Source organism: Microbacterium sp. Z12_35 (genome assembly GCF_058310475.1).
Window position 1 is genome coordinate 184,490 of record NZ_JBZEGJ010000001.1, and the last position, 25,140, is coordinate 209,629.

The following is a 25,140-nucleotide window of genomic DNA, read 5'->3' on the forward strand; positions in this document are numbered from 1 at the left end:
CAAACTGCGCGTCTCCTCACCGTATGTAGTGCGGGCGGGAGCTGTCAAGGCGCCCGAGCGTGACGCCTAAGATGGCGCACGGGAAGCCGATCGGGCGGGAGATGCAATGGCCAAGGCGCCTACGGTGGACGATGTCGCGCGGGTCGCCGGCGTCTCCCGGCAGACCGTGTCGAACGTGCTGAACGCGCCGCACGTCGTGCGTGCTGCCACCCGGGAGCGGGTCGAGGCGGTGATCGCCGACCTCGGCTATCGCCCGCACGCCGCCGCGCGGCGTCTGCGGACCCGGCGGAGTTCGACCATCGGCATCCATCTCGACCCCTATGCTGGCGGCGTCTCCGGCGTCGTGCTCGACCGGTTCGTGCATGCGCTCACCGAACGCGCGAGCGACCGGGGTATGCGCGTGCTCGTGTACGCCGCCCGGACCCCCGAAGAGGAGATCGCCCGCCTGGCCGACCTGCTCGACGGCGGCGAAGTGGATGCGGTGGTCGTCACGGGGACGTTCCACGGTGATCCTCGCACCGGATGGCTGGCCGAGCGCGCGCTGCCGTTCGTCTCGTTCGGGCGTCCGTGGGGCGAGGACGATGTCGAGGCGCCCGCGCACCTGTGGGTGGACGTCGACGGGGCAGCCGGCACCGCCGCCGCGACGGGTCACCTGCTCGCGACGGCCGGGCGCCGGGTGGCCTTCCTCGGGTGGCCTGCCGGCTCGGGGACCGGTGACGACCGTGAGCGGGGATGGCGCTCGGCGGGTGGCGGCGGCCCCCGGTGGGTGGCGGAGGAAGGGGTCGCTGCGGGGCGGGCGGCCGTCGCCCGGGCGCTGGAGGCCGGGGCCGACGTGGATGGCATCGTGTGCGCGAGCGACTCCCTGGCGATCGGCGCGCATCTCGCCGCGGGGGCGGCCGATCGGGCGGACCTCCCGATCGTCGGGTTCGACAACACCCCCGCTGTGGAGGCGCTCGGGTTGTCGAGCGTCGAGCAGCTTCCGGAGGAGGTCGCCGCGGGCACCCTCGAGCTGTTGATGGGCGCGACCGGCAGCATCGTGGCGCCTCGGGCTGCAGCATCCGGGTCGGCGCACGTCCTGGTCACGCCGCGCCTCGTGGTGCGCTGAGCCCCGGCCTGTGGGCCGTTGGGCGTGGGGTGTGGAACGTGGGGCGTCGGCAGTGGCCGCGACGGGGTGGCGGCTACGGGGTCGTCAGCTGGACGTCGTCGGGGGCGACGGAACCCACGTCATCCCAGGTGCCCTGCTCCCAGGTGAAGACGGCGACGGCGCCGGTGGACATGCTCACGTCGTGTCCGGCGAGGCTGCTCACCAGGGCGCTCATCCCGGGGTCGTGTGCGACGACGATCACCTCGTCGACGCCGCTGTCGCGCGCGGCCTGCAGGATGGCGTCCGGCTCGGCGAGGTAGAGCTCGGGGATCGGGCGCAGCTCCGCGTCGAACGCCGCGGCGAAGTATTCCGCGGTGCTGCGGGCGCGCACCGCGGTCGACGTCAGGACGACTTCGGGCCGGACTCCGGTGCGGAGCACGCGGCGCGCGACCTCGGGGGCGTCGAGCTGACCGCGCGAGTTCAGCGGACGCTCGTGGTCGTCGAGGGAGGAGTCGGCCCAGTCGGACTTGGCATGCCGGGCGAGGGAGAGTTGGATCATGCGGTCACGTAGACCCATGCCGGGCGCCCGCTGGCGAGCGTCACCGAAGCGCGCCGATACAGCGACACCTCGTACTCGTCTGCCGCCTCGAGCTCATCCGCGGTCAACCAGACCACCATCCCCACCACCTTGTCGCGTGCGTCTCCGGTCTTCCGGAGTGCCGGGTGCGTCTCGGCGCCCGACACTTCGACGACTCTGACGTCTTCGATCTCGATGTAGTCGAGCGTGTACCCGGCCAGAACGTCCTCTTCACCCTCGAGCAGTCGCCCGAATGTGTCGCGCTGCACCCCGGGAAGCTGCAGCGTGCCATAGGTGAAGAGAGCTTGGTCGGCGGGTACCTCGGCCACGTTCTCAGGTTAGCGGTCAGCCCAGGGCGAGCGAGGCCACCGTGAAGATCGCCGCTCCGGCCAGTGCGCCGACGATCGTGCCGTTGAGGCGGATGTACTGCAGATCGCGGCCGACGAGAAGCTCGATCTTCTCGGTCGTCTCCGCCGGGTCCCAGCGCTCCACGGTGTCGGTGATGACCGAGGCGATGTCGTGGCGGTACCGCTCGACGACGAAGACCGCCGCATCCGTCACCCACCCGTCCACCCGCTGCTGCAGGGATGCGTCGGTCGTCAGCCGCTCGCCGATCTCCACGAGCGCCTGCACGGCACGCCGGCGCAGGCCGCTCTCGGGGTCCTCGAGCGCAGCGAGCAGTCCGGTCTTGGCGGTCTGCCACGCCTCCGCGGCGAGCGCGCGGACGCGGGGGCTGTCGAACAGTGTCGCCTTGGCGTCTTCGAGCTTGCCGATCGTCTCGGGGTCGTGCTGCAGGTTGTCGGCCAGGCGCCCGAGGTAGCGGTCGATGGCGGCGCGGGCGGGATGCTGGGGGTCATCGCGCACCGCGTCGACGAAGGCCAGCGCCTGCCGGTAGACGGTCTCGTCGACGATGCGCGAGGCGATGCCCGGCAGCCACGAGGGGAGGCGCCGGGAGACGAGGCCGGAGAACGCGTCCTGATTCCCCGCCAGCCACGACGCGAGGGTGTCGGCGGCCATATCCACCGCGCCGTTGTGCGCGCCCGAGTCGACGACCCGCTCCAGCCAGCCCCCGACCGAGGGTCCCCAGTCGGGGGCGATGAGGTGCTCTCGGGCGAGGTCTTCGATGACGTCGCGGACGTCGTCGTCGCTCAGCGCGTTGAGGACCGCCGTCGCGGCGGTGGCACCTTCGCGAGCGACGCGCTCCGCGTGCTCGGGTTGGGTGAGCCAGGCGCCCAGCCGTGTGGCCATCGGCGTGGATTCGAGCTTCCCGCGGACGACGGGCGCGGAGAGGAAGTTCGTCTCGACGAACTCCCCGAGACTGCGGCCGATCTCGTCCTTCCGGCGCGGGATGATCGCGGTGTGCGGGATCGGAATTCCGAGCGGGTGGCGGAAGAGCGCGGTGACGGCGAACCAGTCGGCGAGGGCGCCCACCATGCCACCTTCGGCCGCCGCCCGCACCCACTGCACCCACGGGTAGCGCTCCTGGAGCGGGAACGAGATCGCGAAGATGACCGCCATCAGGATGAGCGCACCGAGCGCGACGGCTTTCATCGTGCGCAGGGCACGGCGCCGTTCCTGGTCGGCGGGGCTCAGCAGGGCGGGAGGAGTCGGGGGCACCCGGTCATCCTCGCACGGGCGTATTGGGCGAACATCAGGGTTGCAGCGGCCCCAGCAACGCCGTAGCGGTGGCGGAGTGGGCCGACTCCGGGTCGGAGGGGTGGAACAGTCCCGCGAGCACGTCGCGATACAGCCGGGACAGCTCGCTGCGGGAGAAGTAGGACGAGCCGCCCGACACGAGGATCGCGTCATCCACGATGCGCTTCGCCGTGGTGACGGCGCGATGCTTGACCCCGGCCAGCAGCGCGAACCAGCGCGGCCCGTGGTCGGTGAGCGTGTCGACGTCGCGGGCGAGCGTCGCCAGCTGCGGGGGGAGCGCGTCGTAGGCGAGCCCCATGTCGGCCACACGCCAGCGGATGTCGGGGTCTTGCGCGTACGCCTTGCCGGTCTTCTTCGAGTGGCGCGTCGTCGCCGCATCCACTGCCAGGTCCAGTGCCCGGCGTGCCACCCCGGTGTAGACGGAGGCCAGGAGGATCTCGAACACGGCGAAGATCCCGAAGACGAGCGGGTCGGGTTGCGGGCCCGGATCCACGCGCCGCACGACCCGGTCGGCGGGGGCCACGGCGCCGTGCAGCTCGGTCGTGCGGCTCTGGGTGCCGCGCATCCCGAGCGTGTCCCAGTCGTCGCGCGTCACGATCGCGTCGGTACGGGGAAGGAAGGAGTAGACGATCTTCGGGCCGTCGGCCGAGGTCGTGTCGAGGCCGTGGACACCGAGGTGATCCCACACGGGGGCCAGCGACGTGAAGATCTTCGTGCCGGTGTAGCTGTACCCGCCGTCGCCGGTCGGTTGGGCCGCGGTGTCGCTGCCGAACAGCACGAGGTCGTTGCCGGCTTCGCTGATGCCGAACGCGAACACCTCGCCGGCGGCGGCTCCGGCCTGCACGAACGCGAGGTCGTCGATGCCGCGATCCTGCAGCACCTTCGCCACGCCCGTCCATACGAGGTGCATGTTCACCGCGAGTGCGGTCGCGGGGGCGGCCGTGGCCAGGCGCTGCTGGAGGAGCGAGGCTTCGGCGAGCCCCAGGCCGGCTCCGCCGCGGTCGGTGGGAACGAGGATGCTGAGGTACCCGGCGGCACGGAGTTCGTCGAGGTCGTCGGCGGGGAACGTGTTCTCCCGATCGTGGACCGCCGCGCGCTCGCGGATGCGCTCGAGGAGGTCGTCGGGAAGGTACTGCGCGGGATCGAACGCGGCGGTCATGCTCCCATTGTCGTCCGCATCCCGGTATCCCGGCCGGGTGCGTCGCTGCGGGCGGGTGCGGTGCTGCGGCCGGGCAGCCCCGGCCGCTCGGCCGGGGGGCTCAGACGAGGGCGGCGAACAACGCGGCGACGGTGTCTTCCGGCTTGTCGCGGTGCGGCGAATGCCCGGCGCCCCGCACGATCGACATCGACACCGCCGGGTTCTGCAGCACCTCCTCGGCGAGCGCGCCCGTGAAGATCGAGTACACCCCGGGGTCGGCACCGAGGATGTGCGTCGGAACCGAAAGTCGGGCGGCGGCGTCGCGCACATCCCATTCGGGGTTCTGCACGCTGGTCTGCTCGACGGCCCACGCGCTCGCCTGCTGGGCCGACAGAGCCTTCAGCTCGATGTCCTGGGGATGCCACGTCGGATGCGCCGCCCGAACGGCCGCGACGCTCGTGTCGGCGAACGCCTGCTCCTGGCTCGCGCGTACGATCTCACGGTCGCGCGCGGCGAGGTGGATCGCGGGGTCGACGAGGACGAGCCGTTCGGTCCACTCGGGATCGTCGGCGGCGGCGACGGTGGCCGCCGCCCCGCCGAGCGAGTGCGCGATGACGAGGTCCCACCCCGGGCCCTCCTCCGGGCGGACGCCGGCGAGGTCGGCCGCGTAGGCGTCGATCGTGTAGTCCAGCCCGCGCGGCGCGATGCCATGCCCGCGGAGGTCCACCGCATCCGCCCGCCACCCGGCCTCTGCCAGCGCGACCCCGTACCGCCACATCAGCGCGGCGTTGGAACCGAGGCCGTGGACGAGGAGGGCGCGGCGACCCGCGGCGGGCTCACCCCACGTGATGCGGGGCAGGATCACGGGGACAGGCATGCGTTCATGCTAATGACACCCGCCGACCCCGGGGCCCTGTGGCCCCCGCACAATAGAGGGATGATCTCGACGGAGGCGGCGCGGGCGTTGCGGGAGGCCGGACTCGTCTGGCACCCCCGATCGGGCGATCGCTTCCAGCTCGACGAGCCGGAGTTCGACGCCGACGTCTTCACTGTCAGCGAGATGACGATCGAGGCGCGGGCCTATCCCACCGGCGTGATCCTCGCCTTCAACGGGACGACCGAGTGGGCGCTGGATTCGGTCGCCCTCGAGGAGGCGCTGTGGCTGCCCTCCGAAGAGCAGCTCCGCGAGATGCTCCGCACCACCTTCCGGGGGCTCCGCCGGCTCACCGACACCTACGAGGTCGAGATCGTCGTCGCCGGCGAAAGCCGCACCTTCCAGCATCCCGAGCCCGCCGACGCGTACGCGCTCGCCGTCATGGCTCTGCTGGCCCGCATCGCGTGAGCGAGGTGCTCAGGTGATCGTGGGCACCGGCTCGGTGTCGGGGATGGGGCTCGCGTCGCGGTGCCGCAGGTCGGGGAAGCCGCGCACGCAGGCGACGGCCACGACGACGCCGACGAAGGCGAAGGCCGCTCCCGCGACGTAGGCGCCCTGGGGTCCCACGCCGTCGATGAGGAAGCCGGCCGCGGCTGAGCCGGCTGCCGCGCCGATGAGCTGCCCGGTGCCGATCCACCCGTAGGCCTCGGCCGTCTCGCTGAAGCGCACGCTGGCGGACGTGATCGCGAAGATCACCGCCAGGGCCGGGGCGACCCCGATGCCGGCGAGGAACAGCGTGCCGCCCAGCCACCACACATCCAGGGCGAAGATCGCCAGCACGAGGCCGACCGCCACGATCGCGAGACGGCGGGCCATCGCCCACCGTCCGAGGGGGATGGCCCCGAAGGACAGACCGCCCGCGAGGCTCCCGATGGAGAACACCGCCAGGACCAGGCCGGCGGCGGCGCCGCTGTGGCCGAAGGTGGCGACGACGCCGGCTTCCACCGCGGAGCACGCGGCGATGAGAAGGAACCCGCTGATAGTCGCCAGGAGCACCGGGGGCTTGGCGAGCACCTTGCCCAAGCTCCGGCGGCTGCGTGGGATGCGGACGCGCCCCACCTCGGGGGAGAGGATGAACCACGCGCCGCCGACGACGAGGATCACCACGATCAGCCAGAGCGCCTCCACGGTGCCGACCTGGGTCGCCACGAAGGTGATGACGACCGGCGCGACGATCCAGATGATCTCCTGCAACGACGCATCCAGGGAGAACAGCGGCGTGAGCTGACGCGAGGTCACGATCTTGGGGTAGATGGTGCGCACGGCCGACTGGACCGGGGGCGTGGACAGACCCGCCAGCATCCCCAGCGCCATGTAGCCCGGCACGGGCAGACGCAGGAGCGCGAGAAGAGCGATGGATGCGGCGCAGACGACGAGCGTGAGGGTCAGCACCCGCCGCATCCCCCATCGGCCCATCCAACGGCTGGTGATGGGACCCGCGATGGCCTGGCCGATCGAGGTCGCGGCGAGCACGAGTCCCGCGGCGCCGTAGGACCCGGTCATGTGCTCGATGTGGAGGAGGACGGCGAGGCTCGTCATCCCGTTCGGGAAACGGGCGGCCAGCTGCGCGGCGATGATCCGCGCGACGCCGCGCGTCCGCAGGAGCTCCCGATAACCAGCCACGACATCCCACGGTAGCGACTCCGTCCCCTCGACGGGCCAGCGCGGGGGCATCCCGCCGACGGGGGCCGACACGCCGTGATCGCACTTTCCACAGAAGTCCGCGTGTCGGAGGCCACCCGTAGCCTCGGGCCTGTGGACAGATGTCGCCACGGCCCGTGAAAGCGGCGGGATTCAGGGCTTTTCCAGGCTTCCCGAAAGGGCCCTGCCTGTGGATGAAACGGTGGACAACATGTGTTGTACCTGGGGAGAGCGGTGCAAAATCACATGAATGTAACTACTAGCCCTTGTGGTGACTTCCAATGTCGGCACCCATATGTAGTATTGAGCTCCCGGGACAGGAGCGTTCCGGGAAGTCGGGATCTTGAGGGGAAAACAGGTAATCATGGCTATCACGGTGTACACCAAGCCTTCGTGCGTGCAGTGCACGGCGACCTACCGCGCGCTGGACTCGAAGGGCATCGAATACGAGGTCCACGACCTCTCTCAGGACCCCGCGGCCCTCGAGCAGGTCAAGTCGCTCGGCTACCTTCAGGCGCCCGTCGTCATCACGGACGAGGACCACTGGTCCGGGTTCCGTCCCGACAAGATCGACGAGCTCGCCGCCCGCCTTTCCTGACCCTCGCGACGGACCTCGAGAATCGGAGCGAGCCATGACTGCGCAGTTGGCGGATTCCGCCACCTCGCATCGAGGCCTCGCCGACGCACCGCTCCTGGTCTACTTCTCGAGCGTGTCGGGCAACACCGCGCGTTTCATCGAGAAGCTCGGAGCCCGCGCGGTGCGCATCCCTCTCCACGCGAGCGACGCTCCGCTCACGGTCGACGAACCGTTCGTGCTCGTGACCCCCACCTACGGTGGGGGCTCCGGGCGCGGCGTCGAGAAGGGCGCCGTCCCCAAGCAGGTCATCCGGTTTCTGAACGACGCCGGCAACCGCAGCCTCATCCGCGGAGTCATCTCGGCGGGCAACACGAATTTCGGCGAGCACTTCGGCCTCGCCGGCGAAATCATCAGCCGCAAGTGCTCCGTGCCGCACTTGTACAAGCTCGAGCTGTTCGGCACCCCCGACGACGTCGCGCGCGTCAACGAAGGATTGGAACGATGGTGGAATCCACAGCACTAGAAGCGGCATTGACCGCGAACGACTTCAAGACGGATCTGCGGTTCGACGGCATGGACTACCACGCCCTCAACGCGATGCTCAACCTGTACGACGAGAACGGCAAGATCCAGTTCGACGCCGACAAGCGCGCCGCACGGGAGTACTTCCTGCAGCACGTCAACCAGAACACGGTGTTCTTCCACTCCCTGAAGGAGCGTTTGGACTACCTCGTGGAGAAGGAGTACTACGAGCCGGCCGTGCTCGAGAAGTACTCGTTCGAGTTCATCCAGCAGCTCAACGACTTCGCGTACGGGAAGAAGTTCCGCTTCGAGACGTTCCTCGGTGCGTTCAAGTACTACACGAGCTACACGCTGAAGACCTTCGACGGCAAGCGGTACCTGGAGCGCTTCGAAGACCGCGTCGTGATGACCGGTCTCGCCCTCGCCGACGGTGACGAGAAGCTCGCCACCGAGATCGTCGACGAGATCCTCTCCGGCCGCTTCCAGCCGGCGACCCCGACCTTCCTCAATGCGGGCAAGGCACAGCGCGGCGAGCTCGTCAGCTGCTTCCTGCTCCGTATCGAAGACAACATGGAGTCGATCTCGCGCGGCATCAACTCCTCGCTGCAGCTGTCCAAGCGCGGCGGCGGTGTCGCCCTGCTGCTCTCGAACATCCGCGAGGCGGGTGCGCCGATCAAGCAGATCGAGAACCAGTCCAGCGGCATCATCCCCGTCATGAAGCTCCTCGAAGACAGCTTCAGCTACGCCAACCAGCTCGGCGCACGCCAGGGCGCCGGCGCGGTGTACCTGTCGGCCCACCACCCCGACATCCTGCGCTTCCTCGACACCAAGCGTGAGAACGCCGACGAGAAGATCCGCATCAAGACGCTGTCGCTGGGTGTCGTGGTGCCCGACATCACGTTCGAGCTCGCCAAGAACGACGAGGACATGTACCTGTTCTCGCCGTACGACGTGGAGCGCGTGTACGGCGTGCCCTTCGGTGACATCTCCGTCACGGAGAAGTACCGCGAGATGGTGGATGACCCGCGCATCAAGAAGACGAAGATCAACGCGCGTGAGTTCTTCCAGACCCTCGCCGAGATCCAGTTCGAGTCGGGCTACCCGTACATCATGTTCGAGGACACGGTGAACAAGGCCAACCCGATCAAGGGCCGGATCAACATGTCGAACCTCTGCAGCGAGATCCTGCAGGTGAACAGCCCGACCACGTTCAACGAAGACCTGTCCTACAACCAGATCGGCAAGGACATCTCGTGCAACCTCGGTTCGCTCAACATCGCCCTGGCGATGGACGGGGGCAACCTCGCGCGGACGGTGGAGACCAGCATCCGGGCCCTCACCGCGGTGAGCGAGCAGAGCCACATCCGCTCGGTGCGCTCGATCGAGGAGGGCAACGACCGCACGCACGCGATCGGCCTCGGCCAGATGAACCTGCACGGTTACCTCGCCCGCGAGCACGTGTTCTACGGCTCGGAGGAAGGGGTGGACTTCACGAACATCTACTTCTACTCGGTGCTGTTCCACGCGCTGCGCGCATCGAACAAGCTCGCCATCGAGCGCGGGCAGGCCTTCGACGGCTTCTGGGACTCGACCTACGCGTCGGGGGAGTTCTTCGACAAGTACATCGAGCAGGTGTGGGCGCCGAAGACCCCGAAGGTCTCCGAAATGTTCGCCGGACACCACATCCCCACGCAGGATGACTGGCGCGAACTCAAGGCCTCGATCCAGCAGTTCGGTATCTACAACCAGAACCTGCAGGCGGTGCCCCCGACCGGCTCGATCTCCTACATCAACAACTCCACGAGCTCGATCCACCCCATCGCGGCGAAGGTCGAGATCCGCAAGGAGGGCAAGCTCGGGCGCGTCTACTACCCGGCGGCGTTCATGACGAACGACAACCTCGAGTACTACCAGGACGCGTACGAGATCGGCTACGAGAAGGTCATCGACACCTACGCCGCCGCCACTCAGCACGTCGACCAGGGCCTGTCGCTCACGCTGTTCTTCAAGGACACCGCGACCACGCGTGACATCAACAAGGCGCAGATCTACGCATGGCGGAAGGGCATCAAGACCATCTACTACATCCGCCTGCGCCAGATGGCGCTCGAGGGTACCGACATGAGCGAGTGCGTCAGCTGCACGCTGTAACGCTCTGACCAGGGATTTCGAGAGAAGAGACGATGAGCGAGAAGCTCCAACTCCTGGATTCTGTCCAGGCCATCAACTGGAACCGCATCCAGGACGATAAGGACGTCGAGGTGTGGAACCGCCTCGTGAACAACTTCTGGCTGCCGGAGAAGATCCCCCTCTCCAACGACATCCAGTCGTGGAACACGCTCACGCCCGACGAGCAGCTGCTGACGATGCGCGTGTTCACCGGCCTGACCCTGCTGGACACCGTGCAGGCCACGGTCGGAGCGGTCTCGCTGATTCCCGATGCGATCACCCCGCACGAGGAGGCTGTCTACACGAACATCGCGTTCATGGAGTCGGTGCACGCGAAGAGCTACTCCTCGATCTTCTCGACCCTGTGCTCGACGAAGGAGATCGACGAGGCCTTCCGCTGGTCGGTGGAGAACCCGAATCTGCAGAAGAAGGCGCAGATCGTCATGGAGTACTACCGTGGCGACTCGCCCCTGAAGCGCAAGGTCGCCTCGACGCTGCTCGAGTCGTTCCTGTTCTACTCGGGCTTCTACCTGCCGATGCACTGGTCCAGCCGCGCCAAGCTCACCAACACCGCCGACCTCATCCGCCTCATCATCCGCGACGAGGCCGTGCACGGGTACTACATCGGCTACAAGTTCCAGAAGGGGCTCGAGCGGGTCTCCGAGGCCGAGCGGGCCGACCTCAAGGACTACACGTTCTCGCTGATGTACGAGCTCTACGACAACGAGGTGCAGTACACGCAGGACCTCTACGACGGCGTCGGGCTGACCGAAGACGTCAAGAAGTTCCTGCACTACAACGCCAACAAGGCGCTGATGAACCTCGGCTACGAGGCGATGTTCCCGGCGAGCGTGACGAACGTCAACCCGGCGATCCTGTCGGCCCTGTCGCCGAACGCCGACGAGAACCACGACTTCTTCAGTGGGTCGGGTTCGTCGTACGTCATCGGCAAGGCCGAGGCCACCGAGGACGACGACTGGGACTTCTAAAGTTCCGCATCCGCAGCGTCGGATGATCGCACGAAGGTCGGAGGATTCCACGTGAATCCTCCGACCTTCGTCGTTTTCTCCGACCCCGGCGACCGGGATCGGGGCGTGACAGACTGCCGGCATGGATGCTGACGCCACGGTTCTCCGCAGCTGGACCGGCTGGATCCGCACCGCCGATCGCGACGCGTACGGCCGCTACCTGACCGAGACGGGGATGCGGGAGTATCGGGCCACGCCCGGAAACCGGGGCGCGTGGGCCGTGATGCGCGACCTCGGCGACGGGCGCACCGAAGTGCGAACGCTGTCGCTGTGGCGCTCCCGGGACGACATCGTGGCCTTCGCCGGCGCCGACATCTCCGTGGCGGTGTTCTACCCCGAGGATGATGCGTTCCTCGTCGACCGTGAGCCCACGGTGGAACACTTCGACGTCGTCGCCTGAGCTGTTGCGGCGAGCGGCGGATGCTGCGGCATCCGCCCTGCGCGCATGTCCGGGGTCCGCGGGAGCATGACGTCATGACCCGATACGCCATCGATGCCGCTGTCGCCCTCCGGATCGTGACGGACGCGCTCCCCGTCGCCTCCGGGCATCAGCTCGTGGGGCCGGCGGTGCTCCGTTCCCACGCTCTGTCTTCCCTGTATCGCGACGTGCGCGCCGGCCGCCGGGGCGAAGCCGAGGGGCGCCGGCTCCTCGAACAGATCGCAGGGTTGAAGATCCGGCTGCTCGGCGATCGGGTCTCGCGAGCCACCGCGTGGCGGATCGCCGCGCAACACGACTGGGAAGACACGGCACTCGCGGAGTACCTCGCCGTGGCGTCCCTGCAGGCGGATGCCCTCATCACCGACGACCCTGCGCTGGCGGCTGCGGCCGAGGGAATCGTACGGGTGGCCGAGATCGGCGAGCTGCTCGATCCCGGCGGCGCCGGCGGGTGATCGCGCGGGAGCTGACGGTGGCCGCCCCCAGCCCCTTCAGTTCTTCCGCGAGGCCGTCACCGTGAACTTGGGGTTGCGCGCGATCTGGCGCGTCGGGCCGACCACGCGCTCGAGGGTGGGGCGGTACTGCAGTGCCGAGTTCCACACCGTCCACAATTCGCCGCCCGAGCGCAGCACCCGTGCGGCGTCGGCGAACAGGGAGGAGGCGAGACCCTCGTCGACTGCAGCGCCGCGGTGGAACGGCGGATTCAGCGCGATGAACGACGCGCTGGCGTCCGGGAGGCGGGAGAGCGCGTCATCGCGCACCACTGTCATCCGGTCGGCGATCCCGTTCGCCTCGGCCGTGGCACGCGCCGATCGGACCGCGGCCTCGGAATCGTCGGACGCGTAAACCTGCAGGTCCGGATCGCGCACCGCCAGCGTCGCGGCGACGATGCCGTTGCCGCAGCCCAGGTCGATGGCCGGTTCGCCGGCCGGGAGCGCCGGGGAGGGCAGGTGGTCGAGCAACAGCCGCGTTCCGATGTCGAGGGAGGCGCCCGCGAAGACCCCGCCGAAGGCGCAGATCGTGACGCCGTCGTGTTCGCCCCGGCTCGGCACGGGATCATGCCCGTTCTTGGGTCCGCGGGCGATGAGTACGCGAGACTTCTGCCGGGCGTGCGTGACGTCGAGCGTCGTGAAATTCTCGCGCAGGACGTCGTTCATGGCGAGGCTCATGTGCTTGATCCGCCCGCCGGCGAACACCACGACGTCGGGCGCTGCGTGCGCGGCGATGAGCCCCGCGATGTCGCGGAGTTCGTCCAGTGAGCGCGGCAGACGCAGCAGCACGAGGCGTGCGTCGCGGACGAGATCCGCGTCCAGCGGCAGCGACCGGACACGATCCGCGAGGCCGGTCAGGCGGGCGTTCCCGCCGAGCGCGCGCTCGCCCGACAGGGCATCCTGGTGCACCCGGACAGCGGAGGCCCCGGACGGGCCTTCGGCTGCGGCGGAGAGCGCGAGCGCGCCGTACACGTCTCCGATCACGACGATCTCATCGCGGCCGAGGGGTTCGCGGGCGGCGGCGGACGCGTCCAGCAACAGGCGATCGGCCGCATCGTGAGCGAGCTCAGCGTCGCCGGGTTCGCGTTCGGATTCGGGGTCACGGCGCAGGGCGTCAAGGGAGAATTCCACTTCCCCACGGTACCCGCGAGCGCTGGACGTTCGTCGGTCCCCTCGGGGGCGGACGTGCGTCGGCCCCCTCCGGGGACGCCCATAGGCTGGTGAGAACCCACCCGACAAGGAGAACCTGTGTTCCGCGCGCCCCTGACGCTGTTCCGCACGCTGGCGATCGCGGAGGCGATCTCGTGGACCCTGCTTCTCGCGGGTCTGATCATGCGGGCGGTTGCCGGCTGGAGCATCGCCGTCACGATCGGTGGCGGCATCCACGGCTTCGTGTTCCTCGCCTACGGCGCGACCGCCATCCTCGTCGCCCTCAACCAGCGCTGGAGTGCCTGGCCGACTGTGGTCGCGATCGCCAGCGCCGTCATCCCGTACGCGACCGTGCCCACCGAGGTGTGGCTGCATCGCACGGGCCGGCTGACGGGGGAGTGGCGGCGGGAGGAGACCGCCGATCCGCGTGACCGGCGCCCGCTGGACCGGATGCTGCGGTTCTTCCTGCGTCGACCGTGGGTGCTCGCGCTTGTGCTTCTCGCCGGCGTGGCGGCGCTGTACGTCGTGCTGCTCGTCATCGGCCCGCCCGGCGGACCCCGCTGACCTCGCCCCCGGAGCATCCCGGGCCCCGAGACTGCATCACCGCCACGAGACGACCGCCGTCGTCAGCGGTCTCGTGGCGGAGAAGCGGTCTCGCGGTCCTGGGCGCGGCTACACCGCGGGGCGCGGCGGCGCGTCAGACGCGACGGCTGAAGTGGATGGGCAGCGCGAGGGCCGCCGACACGCACAGGATGCCCAGAATGAAGAAGAGAGCCTGGAATGGCACCAACGCGAAGGAGATGCCCACGAGGAAGACTCCACCGAGGAACAGGATTAGCGCGATAACGTACATGGAACCTCCCGAACCCAGGGTACCGTGCCCAGCGGCCCCGAATGTTCCATCCCCGCGGAGGCCCCGCACCTCACGCATCCCATGGCGGACAAGACAGGATGAAGACGTGACCACCGCCCAGCGACCGCGCCCCAGTGATCAGGTTCACGGGCGACACCACAGGAAGCCCCTGCGCGGCGACCGCCTCGCGGCCGCAATCATGCTCGGCAGCGTGGTCGTCGCGATGGTGTGGGCGAACCTGCCGGGCAACACCTACCACGACCTGTGGGAGCTGCCGCTCACGATCGGCGCCGGAGACGCGTCGGTGACGTTCACGTTGCACGCGTTCGTGAACGAGGGGCTCATGACCCTGTTCTTCTTCCTCGTGGGGCTGGAGGTCAAGAACGAGTTCACTGTCGGTGAGCTGACGGATCGGTCGCGCGCGATGGTGCCCATCGCGGCCGCCGTCGCCGGCTTGATCATCCCGGCGGTCATCTTCATCCTCCTCAACCTCAACAGCGGCGAAATGGACGCGTGGGGTGTCGTGATCTCGACCGACACCGCCTTCCTCGTGGGGGCACTCGCCATCATCGGGCCCAGATTCTCGGCACGGCTCCGCACCTTCCTCCTCACCCTCGCGGTGGTGGACGACATCGGTGCGCTGCTGGCAATCGGACTGTTCTACAACAACGGCCTCGATGTCTGGCCCTTCGTGATCTCCATCGCTCTCATCGGGCTCCTGGCCCTGGTGCGCTTCCTCCCCGCCCCTGTCCGGGGTCTGGCCTATGTGGTGCTCGGCGCGGCGCTATGGGTCGAGATCTACATGGCCGGAATCCACCCGACGCTCGCGGGCGTGGCCGTGGCGCTGCTCATCCCCGTCTTCCCGCCCCGCCGCGGCGACGTGGAGCGCGCCGCCGAGCAGGCGCAGGCATTCCGCGAATCGCCGAACCCCCGATACGCGGCGGCGGTCTCGCGCAGCCTGCGCGACTCCATCTCGATCAACGACCGCGTCCAGGCCGCATGGCGGCCCTACATCAACTACGGTGTGCTGCCCATCTTCGCCCTGGCCAACGCCGGGGTGCACATCACCGGGCAGACGCTCCAGGATGCGGTGACCTCGCCGCTCGCGTGGGGAATCCTCGCGGGTCTCGTGGTGGGCAAGTTCGTCGGCATCTTCGGTGCGGCATGGCTCGTGTGCGTCCTGGGAAAGGGGCAGCTCGCTCCCGGCCTCAGCTTCCACCGGGTCGCGGGCGGCGCAGCACTGTCGGGGATCGGGTTCACCATCTCCCTCTTCCTCGTTCCGATCGCCATCAGCGACCCCGAGAGCCAGGACATCGCGCGCGTCGCCGTGCTCACCGCATCCGTTCTGGCGTTCTTCCTCGGCTGGGCGATCCTGGCTCTCGGGGACCGGATGGTTCCGCCGCAAGCGATCGGGTTGAAGCTGGCCCGACCGGTCGACCCCACGCGGGACCACGTGTTCGGCACCATGGACGCGCCGTACGAGATCGTCGAATACGGCGACTTCGAGTGCCCCTTCTGCAGCCGGGCGACGGGGTCGGTCGACGCGGTGCGCGAGCACTTCGGCGCCGACGTGCGCTGGGTCTGGCGTCACCTTCCCCTGGATCACGTGCATCCGCACGCGCAGGAGGCCGCTCAGGCGGCCGAAGCCGCCGGACGCCAGGGCGAGTTCGGACGGATGGCGAACAAGCTCTTCACCCACCAGGATCACCTCGAGCGCGACGATCTCTTCCGCTACGCAGAGATGCTGGGTCTCGACCCCGACACCTTCGCGCGCGACTTCGCCTCCGGGAGGGTGCAGCGCCACATCCAGGATGACCGCTTGGACGCGGAGATCATGGACCTCCACTCCACGCCGACGTTCTTCGTCAACGGCTATCGGCACACGGGGCCGTACGACTCCGCCACGCTCATCAGCGCGCTGCAGAGCCGGGTTCCGGCGGCCCCGAAGGAGCGCTGAGGCGAAGGAGGTCCTGCGCGAGCAGGGTGGAGCCGGCCACCGCAGCGGGCATCACGACGATGGCGCCGAAGGGGATGAGGAAGCAGAGCTGCGTCGCGACCCCGAACCCGAGAGCGCGCGGGCGGGAGGCGCGAAGGAGCGCTCGCCGCTGACGCCGGTCGAGTCCGCGCGCGGCGAGGGCGCGCGAGGACAGTTCGTCGGCGAGGAGCCAGCCGGTGAGGGTGACGCCGAGAATCGCTCCCGCGATACTCCCCACCACGGGGACGAAGCCGACGATCCACGCGAGAATCGCCACGCCCAGGCCCCGCAGGAGGAGCCGACCCGCGTCGCCCACCGCACGCCAGAAGCCGTAAGCGGCGTCGGGAATCGCACCGGTCGTCTCCCGCTCCACCGCACGCCAGATTCGGTCGTAGAACGGCTCGCCGAGGGCCAGAGTCGCCGCGGTGATGGTCACGGCCGCGAGGAAGAACGCTCCGCCGAGGGTGGCCAGCGACACCGCGATCCGCAGCGCTCCCGCCCAGAACTCCGGCCACCCGTCGGCGAACGGGGTGAGGGCGGAGGCGATGTCGGGAAGGGCGAAGGCGAGAGCGACGAGCCCGCCCACCACGAGAACGACCACGATGACCGCCGGCACGAGCCCGAGCGCCATGACGGCGGGGATGCGGCGCCACAGTGCGAACCCCCGCCCCAGTGTCCCGACCCCTCTGGCGAATTCACGCATACCGCCAGTCTTCCAGCCCGCGTGCGAGCGCGGTGACAGGATGGGAGCCCGTCGGGGGAGGAGGCGCCGTGCGACTGCGGACCACATCGACACACCGCACGTATCGGTATGTGCGCCTGTCCCTGATCGGGGTGCTGGTGTTCCTCGGTGTAGGGATCGGGGCGCAGGTGGCGCTCGGCGGGCCACTGGGTTCGGTGAGCGCGGCCTACTACACCCCGGCACGCAACGTCTTCGTGGGTGCGCTGTGCGCGGTGTCGCTGGCGCTTCTGGCGCTGTCCGGACGCAGCGTCGAGCAGGCGTTGCTGGATCTCGCCGCCGTGCTGGCGCCCGTGATCGCCCTCGTGCCGACGCCTGTCACGCCGGCTGCGGTCCCCGGTTTCGACCCGGGCTGTCCCGACGCGACGCCCTGCGTGCCCGCTTCCGCGCTCGCGGATGTGGCGAACGGGATGCTGACGCTGTCGGTGATCGGAGCCCTCGCCGTCGTGACGGCCCTGGTCGTGGGTGCGGTCCAGCGGACGCTCACCGTCGGGGGAGCGGCGACGATCCTCGCCGCCGGCCTGCTCGTGCTGGGCGGAACGGCGTGGTGGACGCTGGCGCCGGAGTCCTTCGTGGCCGGGGCGCACTTCGCGGCGACCCTGGGGTTCTTCGCGCTCGTCGCCGCGGTGGCCGCGTTGGCGGCCCTCCGCCCCTGGGCACGGTCGGCGCAGCGGCGCAGCATCCTGCGTCTCGTGTATGCCGTCATCGCGGCGGGCATCACCGTCTCTCTGCTCTTCCTCGCCGCCGTCACCGCCCTCGACGCCTCGGGCGCCTCCGCGGTTGCCGCCGCCTCCTCCGGGCGGCCCCTCGTCTTCGCGGGCGAGGCTGTCGCACTGGTGCTCTTCGCGGTGTTCTGGCTGGTCCAGACGGTGGAGCTGTGGGACGACATCGACCCGAGCGTTTTCTCCACGAACCGGGAATAGCGTCGCACCGTCCGCGTTGAACTTGATAACAGAGCGCTCAAGTTAGAGCTTGATCGCTCACGACTCAAGTACTACAGGAGACGGGAATGCCCGAAGACTTCACCCCGAACACCGGCGACGGCGCGAGCTCGTTCGACGAGTTCCTCGCGCGGTACCTCGCCGGCGAACGTGCACGTGCGGAGCGGTCGATCGACCTCAGTCGCTTCCTGAGCGCACGCACGCAGACCCTGCTTCAGAACGCGGGGCGGTTCGCGCTCGAGCGCGGCCAGCGAGAGCTTGACGCGCTGCACCTGCTGCGCGTTCTCATCGATGACGAGCCGGCCCGGGAGGCCGTCGCCCGCATCGGTGCCGACCCCGCCGCGATCGCCCGCGCCACGGAGGAGCGGCTTCCCGCCGCATCCGCCCCGGCCGACGTGGACGGCGCCGTCGTCACCGCATCGGTGCAGCGCGCCCTGTTCCACGCTTTCCAGGTGGCCCGGTCATCCGGCTCCACCTACGTCGACCCCGAACACCTCTTCTTCGCGCTCGTCCTCGCGCAGGACGCTCCCGCCGGGCAGGTGCTCGCGCAGGCCGGTGTGACGGCTGAGGCCCTCACGCAGGGACTGCGGGAGACCGTGGGTGCCGGCGGGTCGCAAGAGGCACCGGCAGACGCCGCGAGCCAGAGCGAGACGCCGAACCTCGACAAGTTCGGCACCGACCTCACCGCCCGCGCGCGCGCCGGCGAGCTGGACCCCGTCATCGGGCGTGCAGACGAGATCGAGCAGACGATCGAGATCCTGAGCCGCCGTACGAAGAACAACCCTGTTCTCGTGGGAGAGGCCGGCGTCGGTAAGACCGCCATCGTGGAGGGGCTCGCTTCCGCCATCGTGGAGGAGCGCGTACCCGAGCAGCTGCGCGACAAGCGCGTCATCGCGCTGGATCTGCCGGCGATGCTCGCAGGCACCCGCTACCGTGGCGACTTCGAGGAGCGCCTCACCCAGACGCTGGAAGAGATCGCGGCCCGCAAGGGCGAGGTCATCGTCTTCATCGACGAGGTGCACACGGTCGTGGGCGCCGGTGGCGCCGGTGACGGTGGCATGGACGCCGGGAACATCCTCAAGCCGCGCCTGGCGCGGGGGGATCTCCACCTCGTGGGTGCGACCACTCTGAAGGAGTACCGCACGATCGAGAAGGACCCGGCGCTGGAGCGTCGCTTCCAGCCGGTGCGCGTGGGCGAGCCCTCGGTCGAGGACTCGGTCGAGATCCTGCGCGGCCTGCGCTCAGCGTACGAGGAGCACCACGGCGTCACCTACACCGACGACGCGCTGCGTGCCGCCGTCGAGCTGAGCGACCGTTACCTGACCGAGCGCGTGCTGCCCGACAAGGCGATCGACCTCATCGACCAGGCCGGTGCACGCCTCCGGCTTCGGCTCGGAGTGAAGGTGGACGTTTCCGGTCTGATGGAGCGCCTGGCGACTCTCGAGGCCGACAAGAACGCCGCCGTTTCCGGCGAGCACTACGAAGAGGCATCCCGCATCCGCGATGAGATCGTCAAGGTTCAGGAGAAGCTGGATGCGGCGACCTCCGCCGGTCGTTCGGCACGCTCCGGCGAGGCCGTCGTGGACGAGCCCGAGATCGCCGCGGTCATCAGCCGGGCCACCGGCATCCCGGTGAACCGGGTGACCGAGTCCGAGCGGGAGCGTCTGGCACAGCTGGAGGACGAACTGCACGGACGCGTGATCGGTCAGGACGACGCGGTGGCCGCGGTCGCCAAGGCCGTCCGCCGCAACCGCACCGGCATGGGCGATGCCCACCGGCCGGTGGGTTCGTTCCTCTTCCTCGGCCCCACGGGTGTCGGAAAGACGGAGCTGGCCAAGGCGCTTGCCGCGTCGCTGTTCGACGATGACTCCGCGGTCATCCGCTTCGACATGAGCGAATTCGGCGAGCGGCACACGGTCTCGCGGCTGGTCGGTGCCCCTCCGGGATACGTCGGCTACGACGAGGCCGGGCAGCTGACCGAGCGTGTGCGGCGCAACCCGTACTCGATCGTCCTGTTCGACGAGATCGAGAAGGCGCACCCCGACGTGTTCAACCTGCTCCTGCAGGTGCTCGACGACGGTCGCCTCACCGATGGTCAGGGACGCACGGTCGACTTCCGCAACACGGTGGTCGTCATGACGTCGAACATCGGCAGCGAGTTCCTCGCGTCGCGCTCCGGAGCGATCGGTTTCATCGCCGACGGCGGGGGAGCGACCGGGTTCGGGTCGGACAAGGACCTTCGCGACCGTGTCATGGGCAAGCTCCGCGAGGCCATGCGGCCGGAGTTCCTGAACCGCATCGACGAGATCGTCCTCTTCCGCAAGCTCGACCAGCCGCAGCTGCGGCAGATCGTGCGGCTGATGCTGGGCGCGACCGAGGCGCGGTTGACGAAGCGCGAGGTGACGCTCGAGGTCACCGAGGCGGCCGTGGATTGGCTCGCCGAGCACGGGTACGAGCCCGAGTACGGCGCTCGCCCGCTGCGGCGTCTGATCCAGCGCGAGCTGGATGACCGCATCGCCGACCTCTTCGTGACGGGCGCGCTCGTCGACGGAGGTGCGGTGGCGGTCGACGCCGTGAACGGCGACCTCGCCGTCCGGTCGGTGTCCGCCTTCGCTCAAGCCGCCTGACTCTGAAAACGCCGAATGCCCCCGAGGTCAGCCTCGGGGGCATTCGGCGTTTGATGGCAGGGTGGAACCATGACGGTCTCGTTGGGAGTGGCAGGCTCGCTCGGCCCCGACCTCATCGCTCGCCTCGCGCCGGCGGTGGAAGATGCCGGGTTCGCGAGGTTGTGGGTGAACGACACCCCCGGCGGCGACGCGATCGCCGCGCTGGCGGCCGCGGCCCGCACCACCACCCGCCTGACGCTCGCCACCGGGGTCATCCCTGTCGACCGGCGTCCCGCGGCCGAGATCGCCGATGATGTCGAGGCCGCCGGCATCCCGGTTGACCGCCTCGTCCTCGGCATCGGTTCGGGTGCCGCCCGCGCGGGGGCCGTGGGGCGTGTCGCCGACGCGATCGCCGTGCTGCGGAGCCGCCTCGACGCGCGCATCGTCGTCGGCGCACTGGGACCGCGGATGCGGCGACTCGGCGCCGAGCACGCCGACGGCATTCTCCTGAACTGGGTACCCCCGCAGCTGGCGGTCGCGCAAGCGCAGGAAGCAGCGGCGGTGTCACCCGACGCGCAGGTCGCCGTCTACGTCCGGACTGCGGTTACCGCGGGCGCGCGCCCGCGGTTGGACGCCGAGACCGCACGTTACGCATCCTTCCCGAACTACGCCGCGAACTTCGCACGGATGGGAGTGGACGCCGCCGCCGCGACCTTCCCCGATGAGGCCGCGCTCCGTCGGGGCCTCCCCACGTACGAGAAAGCCGGCGAAGTGGTCCTCCGCGCCGTGACTGACACCGAGGACCTCGAGGCGTACCTGTCTTTCGTCGCCGCGACGGCGCCGGCTCGCCTGCGCTGAACGCGTGCGACACTGTCGGCATGCTGCGCCTCGAATCCCTCCGGACATCGGCCCGATGGGCGCTCGCCGCGCTCCTTCTGGCGGCCGGCGCCTCCCACCTGACCTGGGGACGCCGCGGCTACCGGATCGTCGTGCCGGACTGGGCGCCGGGGATGCTGCGGATGGACAAGGATGCGATCGTCGTGGCCTCCGGCGCGGCCGAGCTGGTGCTCGGAGCGGCGGTCGTGGGCCTGCCGCGTGAGCGGATGCGCATCGGCGCGGTGATCGCGGCCTTCTTCGTTGCGGTTTTCCCGGGCAACGTGCATCAATGGCGCACCGGTCGGCCGGCCCCGGGCCTGCGCACGGACCGTGCCCGCCTCATCCGGCTCTTCCTCCAGCCCATCCTCGTGGCCTGGGCGCTGTGGGCCACGCGCCCGCCGTCGCGCTAGCGCTGCACCCCGCTTCGCGCGCCTCGGGGGACGCCCGGTGCCGCGCGTCGGGGGACGCGCGGTGCGCTTTGTGGTGTGCGGTTGGGGAGGGGATGTGCGGTGGGGAGGGGGGAATGTGGGGTTTGGGTCCTCCGGAGTGCACATCTCCTCCCGAGGTGCTCGTGGGGCGCGAGCGGATAGTGCTCGTCTCGAACGGGACGCCGCGCGCGGCGTTGTGGTGTGCGGTTGGGGAGGGGATGTGCGGTGGGGAGGGGGGAATGTGGGGGTTGGGCCCTCCGGAGTGCACATCTCCTCCCGAGGTGCCCGCCCGCCTTGCCCGGGGGTCGTTGTGGCGTGCGCCGGGGGAGGGGATGTGCAGTGGGGAGGGGGGAATGTGGGATTTGGGCCCTCCGGAGTGCACATCTCCTCCCGACGTGCCTCTGGGGCGCGGGCGGATGGTGCCCGCCCGCCTCGCCCCCGCGGCGCTGTGGCGTGCGCTGGGGGAGGGGATGTGCAGTGGGGAGGCGGGAATGTGGGGTTTGGGTCCTCCGGAGTGCACATCTCCTCCCGAGGTGCCCGCCTGCCCCGCCCGCGTGGCGTTGGGGTGTGCGCTGGGGGAGGGGATGTGCAGTGGGGAGGGGGGAATGTGGGGTTTGGGGGCCCTCCGGAGTGCACATCTCCTCCCGACGTGCCTCTGGGGCGCGGGCGGATGGTGCCCGCCTGCCCCGCCCGCGCGGCGTTGTGGTGTGCGGTTGCGGAGGGGATGTGCAGTGGGGAGGGGGGGAATGTGGGGTTTTGGTCCTCCGGAGTGCTTATCTCCTCCCGAGGTGCCCGCCTGCCCCGCCCGCGTGGCGTTGGGGTGTGCACTGGGGGAGGGGATGTGCAGTGGGGAGGGGGGAATGTGGGGTTTGGGTCCTCCGGAGTGCACATCTCCTCCCGAGGTGCCCGTGGGGGCGGGCGGAGGGTGCCCGCCCCCACGCCCGCGGCGCCGCCAGCACACCCCCGCCCCCGCCCCGCCCCCGGCCGCCGCGCCACGCCCCACCCCGCCTCACCCGCGCCCACCCCGCCCCCGCACGCCGCACCTCCGCCGCACCGCAGGACACCTCCTATCCGGCGGGCAGGGCGTCCGCCACCCCGGCGCGGGGTGTCGGGGGTGGGTGCGAGAATTCCGGGATGCTCCTCGCCGAGGTCGTCGCCACCGCATCCGCCGTCGCGGCGACGCGGTCGCGGCTGGCGAAGGTCGACGCGCTCGCCGGGCTGCTCGCCCGGCTGGAACCCGACGAGATCCTCGCGACCGTGGGTTTCCTCACCGCGTCGCCGCGGCAGGGACGCCTCGGCGTGGGATGGCGTTCGATGACCGACCTCTCGGTCGCGCATCCGGACTCGCCTTCGCTCGCGATCGCCGACGTCGACGCCGCGTTCGAGGAACTGGCTCGTACCGCGGGCGCCGGTTCCGGTGCGCGCCGCACGCGCGTCCTGGCGGCGCTGGCGGAACGGGCGACGACCGAGGAGTGGGACTTCATCGTTCGGGTCATGCTCGGGGAGCTGCGCACAGGCGCGCTGGAGGGCGTGCTGCTGGATGCGATCGCCCGCGCGGCCGAGCGCGATCCTGCCGTCGTGCGCCGAGCGGCGATGCTCTCGGGCGATCTCGGGGAGACGGCTCGCGTGGCGCTGACCGAACCGCCGGCGGCGCTCGCGGATGTCGGACTCGTCGTGGGCCGCCCTGTGCTCCCGATGCTGGCCAGCACGGCGGCGACGGTCGCCGATGCGGTCTCGGCGACCGGTATGTCGTCTGTGGAATACAAGCTCGACGGTGCCCGGATCCAGGTGCACCGCCGCGGCGACGAGGTGCGCGTCTTCACACGCAGTCTCGCCGACGTCACCGCTCGCGTGCCCGAGATCGTCGAGGTGGTCCGGGCGCTGCCGGCCACCGACCTCATCCTCGACGGCGAGACGCTTTCCCTCGATGAGTCCGGCGCCCCTCGTGCGTTCCAAGACACGATGGCACGCTTCGGCGCCGAGGCTGCCCGGGAGGTCGCGCTTCGCCCCTGGTTCTTCGACATCCTGCACGCCGACGGACGCGACCTCCTCGACGAGCCGTTGTCCACCCGCCAGAGCGAGCTGGAGCGGATCGCAGGTCCCTGGCGCGTCCCCGTCCTCACGACGGACGACCCCGCGGCGGGGGAGGCCTTTTCGGCAGCGGCGCTGGACGCGGGCCATGAGGGCGTGATGGTCAAGGATGTCGCCGCGCCCTACGTCGCCGGCCGCCGCGGCGCCGCGTGGATCAAGATCAAGCCGGTGCACACCTTCGACCTCGTCGTCCTCGCCGTCGAGGAGGGGTCAGGACGCCGAGCGCAGTGGCTGTCGAACCTGCACCTCGGCGCGTATGACGCCGAGGGGGAATTCGGTGAGCCCGGCGACTTCGTCATGGTCGGCAAGACCTTCAAGGGGCTCACCGACGAGCTGCTGCGCTGGCAGACCGCTTACTTCCCGACGATCCAGACACGTCGCACCGCGCGGACCGTGTACGTGGAGCCGGTGGCCGTCGTCGAGATCGCGATCGACGGGGTGCAGCGCTCCACCCGCTATCCCGGCGGGGTGGCATTGCGCTTCGCTCGCGTGAAGGCGTACCGGCCCGACAAACGCCCGGCCGACGCCGACAGCATCCAGCGACTGCGCGGGATGCTGCGGGGCTGACGTCCGGGTCCGCCCGTGTCAGGATGACGACATGACCCGCGCCCAGGGACCCGCCTTCGAGATCGAATACCGCAGCGTCGGCCCGGCGGAGGCGCCCCGCACCGTCCTGGTGCTGCGTAGCGGCCCGATCGCCCTGACGGATCCGGAACCCGGCATCACGAGGCGGCACGGGGTGAGGCTGCTCCTGGTGGAGGTCGGGGCTGCGGAGCTGGACAACCCGCCGACCTTCGGCGGGGAGACACCGGCCGAATCGGCCGCCGCGGAGGTGTTCACGCTCCTCCGCGAGGAAGTGCCCCGCGGCATCGTGGGGTTGGTGGGGGAGCGCGCGGCCGCCCTGTTCACCGTCGCGCTCGCGGCCGGCCTCGGCGCGCGGGTCGACCGGCTCGCCCTCGTGGCCGCGCCTCCGCCCGACAGTCCCCTCGCGGCAGATCTCACGGCCGCCACCCTCGCCCGTGTGCCCGCAGCCACGGCCATTTTCAACGGGTCACGGGATGCGACGGCCCCGCCGGATGCAGCCGAGTGGTACGCCGCCCACCTCGCGAGCGCACGCGCCGACATCATCCCCCCGAGCCCCGCGCGAGCCGGCGACGCGCGGCTGGCACTCGCCGACGTCTGGGACCGGGTCCTCACGCACGTCGACGCGCAGATTCCGAGCCCCTGAC

At 69.9% G+C, this 25,140-nt stretch carries 25 protein-coding genes; 16 read left to right on the forward strand and 9 right to left on the reverse strand.

Annotated features, from left to right (window positions below):
- Positions 1 to 106 precede the first annotated feature (106 nt).
- Entirely contained in the window at positions 107 to 1,105 is a 999-nt protein-coding gene (locus tag AC4FS1_RS00985; RefSeq protein WP_491151877.1) for a LacI family DNA-binding transcriptional regulator, read from the forward strand.
- Positions 1,106 to 1,178: 73 nt separating this feature from the next.
- Here AC4FS1_RS00985 and AC4FS1_RS00990 read toward each other — a convergent pair whose 3' ends face one another.
- The 5 genes from AC4FS1_RS00990 to AC4FS1_RS01010 all read right to left on the reverse strand — a co-directional run bounded on the left by AC4FS1_RS00990 (position 1,179) and on the right by AC4FS1_RS01010 (position 5,332).
- Positions 1,179 to 1,643 carry a SixA phosphatase family protein gene (locus tag AC4FS1_RS00990; RefSeq protein WP_491151879.1) on the reverse strand — a complete coding sequence of 155 codons (465 nt, stop codon included), beginning with the start codon at positions 1,641 to 1,643 and terminating at the stop codon, positions 1,179 to 1,181.
- The gene (locus tag AC4FS1_RS00995) at positions 1,640 to 1,990 is read right to left on the reverse strand and encodes a gamma-glutamylcyclotransferase family protein (RefSeq protein WP_491151880.1); all 351 of its coding nucleotides are present in this window, start codon (positions 1,988 to 1,990) and stop codon (positions 1,640 to 1,642) included. Before AC4FS1_RS00995 ends, AC4FS1_RS00990 begins: the two co-directional genes overlap by 4 nt.
- 16 nt (positions 1,991 to 2,006) lie before the next feature.
- A complete protein-coding gene (locus tag AC4FS1_RS01000) occupies positions 2,007 to 3,278 on the reverse strand; it encodes a DUF445 domain-containing protein (protein WP_491151882.1) in 1,272 nt (423 codons plus the stop codon).
- A 34-nt stretch (positions 3,279 to 3,312) separates the two neighbouring features.
- Entirely contained in the window at positions 3,313 to 4,476 is a 1,164-nt protein-coding gene (locus AC4FS1_RS01005) for an acyl-CoA dehydrogenase family protein (protein WP_491151883.1), read from the reverse strand.
- A 100-nt stretch (positions 4,477 to 4,576) separates the two neighbouring features.
- Positions 4,577 to 5,332, reverse strand: coding sequence for an alpha/beta fold hydrolase (locus tag AC4FS1_RS01010; RefSeq protein ID WP_491151885.1), 756 nt, complete (start codon positions 5,330 to 5,332; stop codon positions 4,577 to 4,579).
- A gap of 60 nt (positions 5,333 to 5,392) precedes the next feature.
- Here AC4FS1_RS01010 and AC4FS1_RS01015 point away from each other — a divergent pair, with 60 nt between their 5' ends.
- Positions 5,393 to 5,797, forward strand: coding sequence for a pilus assembly protein CpaE (locus tag AC4FS1_RS01015; RefSeq protein ID WP_491151887.1), 405 nt, complete (start codon positions 5,393 to 5,395; stop codon positions 5,795 to 5,797).
- 9 nt (positions 5,798 to 5,806) lie between these two features.
- On the opposite strand, the gene AC4FS1_RS01020 is transcribed toward AC4FS1_RS01015, so the two are convergent.
- Positions 5,807 to 7,012: an MFS transporter gene (locus tag AC4FS1_RS01020; protein WP_491155612.1), complete on the reverse strand. Its 1,206-nt coding sequence runs from the start codon at positions 7,010 to 7,012 to the stop codon at positions 5,807 to 5,809.
- A gap of 382 nt (positions 7,013 to 7,394) precedes the next feature.
- Here AC4FS1_RS01020 and nrdH point away from each other — a divergent pair, with 382 nt between their 5' ends.
- The 6 genes from nrdH (at position 7,395) to AC4FS1_RS01050 (ending at position 12,217) form a co-directional block, all read left to right on the forward strand.
- Complete coding sequence (gene nrdH / locus AC4FS1_RS01025; RefSeq protein WP_491151888.1) at positions 7,395 to 7,628, forward strand: glutaredoxin-like protein NrdH; 234 nt, start codon at positions 7,395 to 7,397, stop codon at positions 7,626 to 7,628.
- 34 nt (positions 7,629 to 7,662) lie between these two features.
- The gene (gene nrdI, locus AC4FS1_RS01030) at positions 7,663 to 8,130 is read left to right on the forward strand and encodes a class Ib ribonucleoside-diphosphate reductase assembly flavoprotein NrdI (protein WP_491151890.1); all 468 of its coding nucleotides are present in this window, start codon (positions 7,663 to 7,665) and stop codon (positions 8,128 to 8,130) included.
- A gap of 50 nt (positions 8,131 to 8,180) precedes the next feature.
- Positions 8,181 to 10,280, forward strand: a complete 2,100-nt coding sequence (nrdE, locus tag AC4FS1_RS01035; RefSeq protein WP_491155613.1) for a class 1b ribonucleoside-diphosphate reductase subunit alpha — start codon at positions 8,181 to 8,183, stop codon at positions 10,278 to 10,280.
- A gap of 32 nt (positions 10,281 to 10,312) precedes the next feature.
- The gene (nrdF, locus tag AC4FS1_RS01040; protein ID WP_491151892.1) at positions 10,313 to 11,287 is read left to right on the forward strand and encodes a class 1b ribonucleoside-diphosphate reductase subunit beta; all 975 of its coding nucleotides are present in this window, start codon (positions 10,313 to 10,315) and stop codon (positions 11,285 to 11,287) included.
- Between the two features lie 121 nt (positions 11,288 to 11,408).
- Entirely contained in the window at positions 11,409 to 11,726 is a 318-nt protein-coding gene (locus AC4FS1_RS01045; RefSeq protein WP_491151893.1) for a hypothetical protein, read from the forward strand.
- A gap of 74 nt (positions 11,727 to 11,800) precedes the next feature.
- A complete protein-coding gene (locus tag AC4FS1_RS01050; protein WP_491151895.1) occupies positions 11,801 to 12,217 on the forward strand; it encodes a hypothetical protein in 417 nt (138 codons plus the stop codon).
- Between the two features lie 36 nt (positions 12,218 to 12,253).
- On the opposite strand, the gene AC4FS1_RS01055 is transcribed toward AC4FS1_RS01050, so the two are convergent.
- On the reverse strand, positions 12,254 to 13,384 hold the full coding sequence (locus tag AC4FS1_RS01055; RefSeq protein WP_491151897.1) for a class I SAM-dependent methyltransferase: 1,131 nt from the start codon (positions 13,382 to 13,384) through the stop codon (positions 12,254 to 12,256).
- A 117-nt stretch (positions 13,385 to 13,501) separates the two neighbouring features.
- Between AC4FS1_RS01055 and AC4FS1_RS01060 the strand changes: the two genes are divergently transcribed.
- Positions 13,502 to 13,966, forward strand: a complete 465-nt coding sequence (locus AC4FS1_RS01060) for a DUF3817 domain-containing protein (protein WP_491151899.1) — start codon at positions 13,502 to 13,504, stop codon at positions 13,964 to 13,966.
- Between the two features lie 133 nt (positions 13,967 to 14,099).
- Here AC4FS1_RS01060 and AC4FS1_RS01065 read toward each other — a convergent pair whose 3' ends face one another.
- Positions 14,100 to 14,255 (reverse strand): hypothetical protein, encoded by a 156-nt coding sequence (locus tag AC4FS1_RS01065; protein WP_491151900.1) that lies wholly within the window; start codon positions 14,253 to 14,255, stop codon positions 14,100 to 14,102.
- A gap of 106 nt (positions 14,256 to 14,361) precedes the next feature.
- On the opposite strand from AC4FS1_RS01065, the gene nhaA reads away from it, so the two are divergent.
- The gene (gene nhaA, locus AC4FS1_RS01070) at positions 14,362 to 16,212 is read left to right on the forward strand and encodes a Na+/H+ antiporter NhaA (RefSeq protein WP_491151901.1); all 1,851 of its coding nucleotides are present in this window, start codon (positions 14,362 to 14,364) and stop codon (positions 16,210 to 16,212) included.
- On the opposite strand, the gene AC4FS1_RS01075 is transcribed toward nhaA, so the two are convergent.
- Positions 16,166 to 16,933, reverse strand: coding sequence for an EI24 domain-containing protein (locus tag AC4FS1_RS01075; RefSeq protein WP_491151903.1), 768 nt, complete (start codon positions 16,931 to 16,933; stop codon positions 16,166 to 16,168). The genes nhaA and AC4FS1_RS01075 overlap by 47 nt on opposite strands.
- 68 nt (positions 16,934 to 17,001) lie before the next feature.
- Between AC4FS1_RS01075 and AC4FS1_RS01080 the strand changes: the two genes are divergently transcribed.
- From AC4FS1_RS01080 to AC4FS1_RS01105, 6 genes are all read left to right on the forward strand, one after another.
- Positions 17,002 to 17,892, forward strand: coding sequence for a hypothetical protein (locus AC4FS1_RS01080; RefSeq protein WP_491151904.1), 891 nt, complete (start codon positions 17,002 to 17,004; stop codon positions 17,890 to 17,892).
- 86 nt (positions 17,893 to 17,978) lie between these two features.
- Positions 17,979 to 20,537, forward strand: coding sequence for an ATP-dependent Clp protease ATP-binding subunit (locus AC4FS1_RS01085; protein WP_491151906.1), 2,559 nt, complete (start codon positions 17,979 to 17,981; stop codon positions 20,535 to 20,537).
- Between the two features lie 69 nt (positions 20,538 to 20,606).
- Complete coding sequence (locus AC4FS1_RS01090; protein WP_491151907.1) at positions 20,607 to 21,374, forward strand: LLM class flavin-dependent oxidoreductase; 768 nt, start codon at positions 20,607 to 20,609, stop codon at positions 21,372 to 21,374.
- A 20-nt stretch (positions 21,375 to 21,394) separates the two neighbouring features.
- A complete protein-coding gene (locus AC4FS1_RS01095) occupies positions 21,395 to 21,802 on the forward strand; it encodes a DoxX family protein (RefSeq protein ID WP_491151909.1) in 408 nt (135 codons plus the stop codon).
- 1,152 nt (positions 21,803 to 22,954) lie between these two features.
- Positions 22,955 to 24,478 (forward strand): ATP-dependent DNA ligase, encoded by a 1,524-nt coding sequence (locus AC4FS1_RS01100; RefSeq protein WP_491151910.1) that lies wholly within the window; start codon positions 22,955 to 22,957, stop codon positions 24,476 to 24,478.
- Positions 24,479 to 24,509: 31 nt separating this feature from the next.
- Positions 24,510 to 25,139: a hypothetical protein gene (locus AC4FS1_RS01105; protein ID WP_491151912.1), complete on the forward strand. Its 630-nt coding sequence runs from the start codon at positions 24,510 to 24,512 to the stop codon at positions 25,137 to 25,139.
- Position 25,140 lies beyond the last annotated feature (1 nt).

What these genes read in the sequence shown, in the direction of transcription:
- AC4FS1_RS01065 (WP_491151900.1), bottom strand. Translation starts at nt 14,255, where the DNA reads ATGTACGTTATCGCGCTAATCCTGTTCCTCGGTGGAGTCTTCCTCGTG.
- AC4FS1_RS00985 (WP_491151877.1), top strand. Translation starts at nt 107, where the DNA reads ATGGCCAAGGCGCCTACGGTGGACGATGTCGCGCGGGTCGCCGGCGTC.
- AC4FS1_RS01045 (WP_491151893.1), top strand. Translation starts at nt 11,409, where the DNA reads ATGGATGCTGACGCCACGGTTCTCCGCAGCTGGACCGGCTGGATCCGC.
- AC4FS1_RS01105 (WP_491151912.1), top strand. Translation starts at nt 24,510, where the DNA reads ATGACCCGCGCCCAGGGACCCGCCTTCGAGATCGAATACCGCAGCGTC.
- nrdI (WP_491151890.1), top strand. Translation starts at nt 7,663, where the DNA reads ATGACTGCGCAGTTGGCGGATTCCGCCACCTCGCATCGAGGCCTCGCC.
- nrdE (WP_491155613.1), top strand. Translation starts at nt 8,181, where the DNA reads ATGGACTACCACGCCCTCAACGCGATGCTCAACCTGTACGACGAGAAC.
- AC4FS1_RS01075 (WP_491151903.1), bottom strand. Translation starts at nt 16,933, where the DNA reads ATGCGTGAATTCGCCAGAGGGGTCGGGACACTGGGGCGGGGGTTCGCA.
- AC4FS1_RS01095 (WP_491151909.1), top strand. Translation starts at nt 21,395, where the DNA reads ATGCTGCGCCTCGAATCCCTCCGGACATCGGCCCGATGGGCGCTCGCC.
- AC4FS1_RS01100 (WP_491151910.1), top strand. Translation starts at nt 22,955, where the DNA reads ATGCTCCTCGCCGAGGTCGTCGCCACCGCATCCGCCGTCGCGGCGACG.
- nrdF (WP_491151892.1), top strand. Translation starts at nt 10,313, where the DNA reads ATGAGCGAGAAGCTCCAACTCCTGGATTCTGTCCAGGCCATCAACTGG.
- AC4FS1_RS00990 (WP_491151879.1), bottom strand. Translation starts at nt 1,643, where the DNA reads ATGATCCAACTCTCCCTCGCCCGGCATGCCAAGTCCGACTGGGCCGAC.
- AC4FS1_RS01050 (WP_491151895.1), top strand. Translation starts at nt 11,801, where the DNA reads ATGACCCGATACGCCATCGATGCCGCTGTCGCCCTCCGGATCGTGACG.
- AC4FS1_RS01085 (WP_491151906.1), top strand. Translation starts at nt 17,979, where the DNA reads ATGCCCGAAGACTTCACCCCGAACACCGGCGACGGCGCGAGCTCGTTC.
- nrdH (WP_491151888.1), top strand. Translation starts at nt 7,395, where the DNA reads ATGGCTATCACGGTGTACACCAAGCCTTCGTGCGTGCAGTGCACGGCG.
- AC4FS1_RS01005 (WP_491151883.1), bottom strand. Translation starts at nt 4,476, where the DNA reads ATGACCGCCGCGTTCGATCCCGCGCAGTACCTTCCCGACGACCTCCTC.
- AC4FS1_RS01015 (WP_491151887.1), top strand. Translation starts at nt 5,393, where the DNA reads ATGATCTCGACGGAGGCGGCGCGGGCGTTGCGGGAGGCCGGACTCGTC.
- AC4FS1_RS01010 (WP_491151885.1), bottom strand. Translation starts at nt 5,332, where the DNA reads ATGCCTGTCCCCGTGATCCTGCCCCGCATCACGTGGGGTGAGCCCGCC.
- AC4FS1_RS01090 (WP_491151907.1), top strand. Translation starts at nt 20,607, where the DNA reads ATGACGGTCTCGTTGGGAGTGGCAGGCTCGCTCGGCCCCGACCTCATC.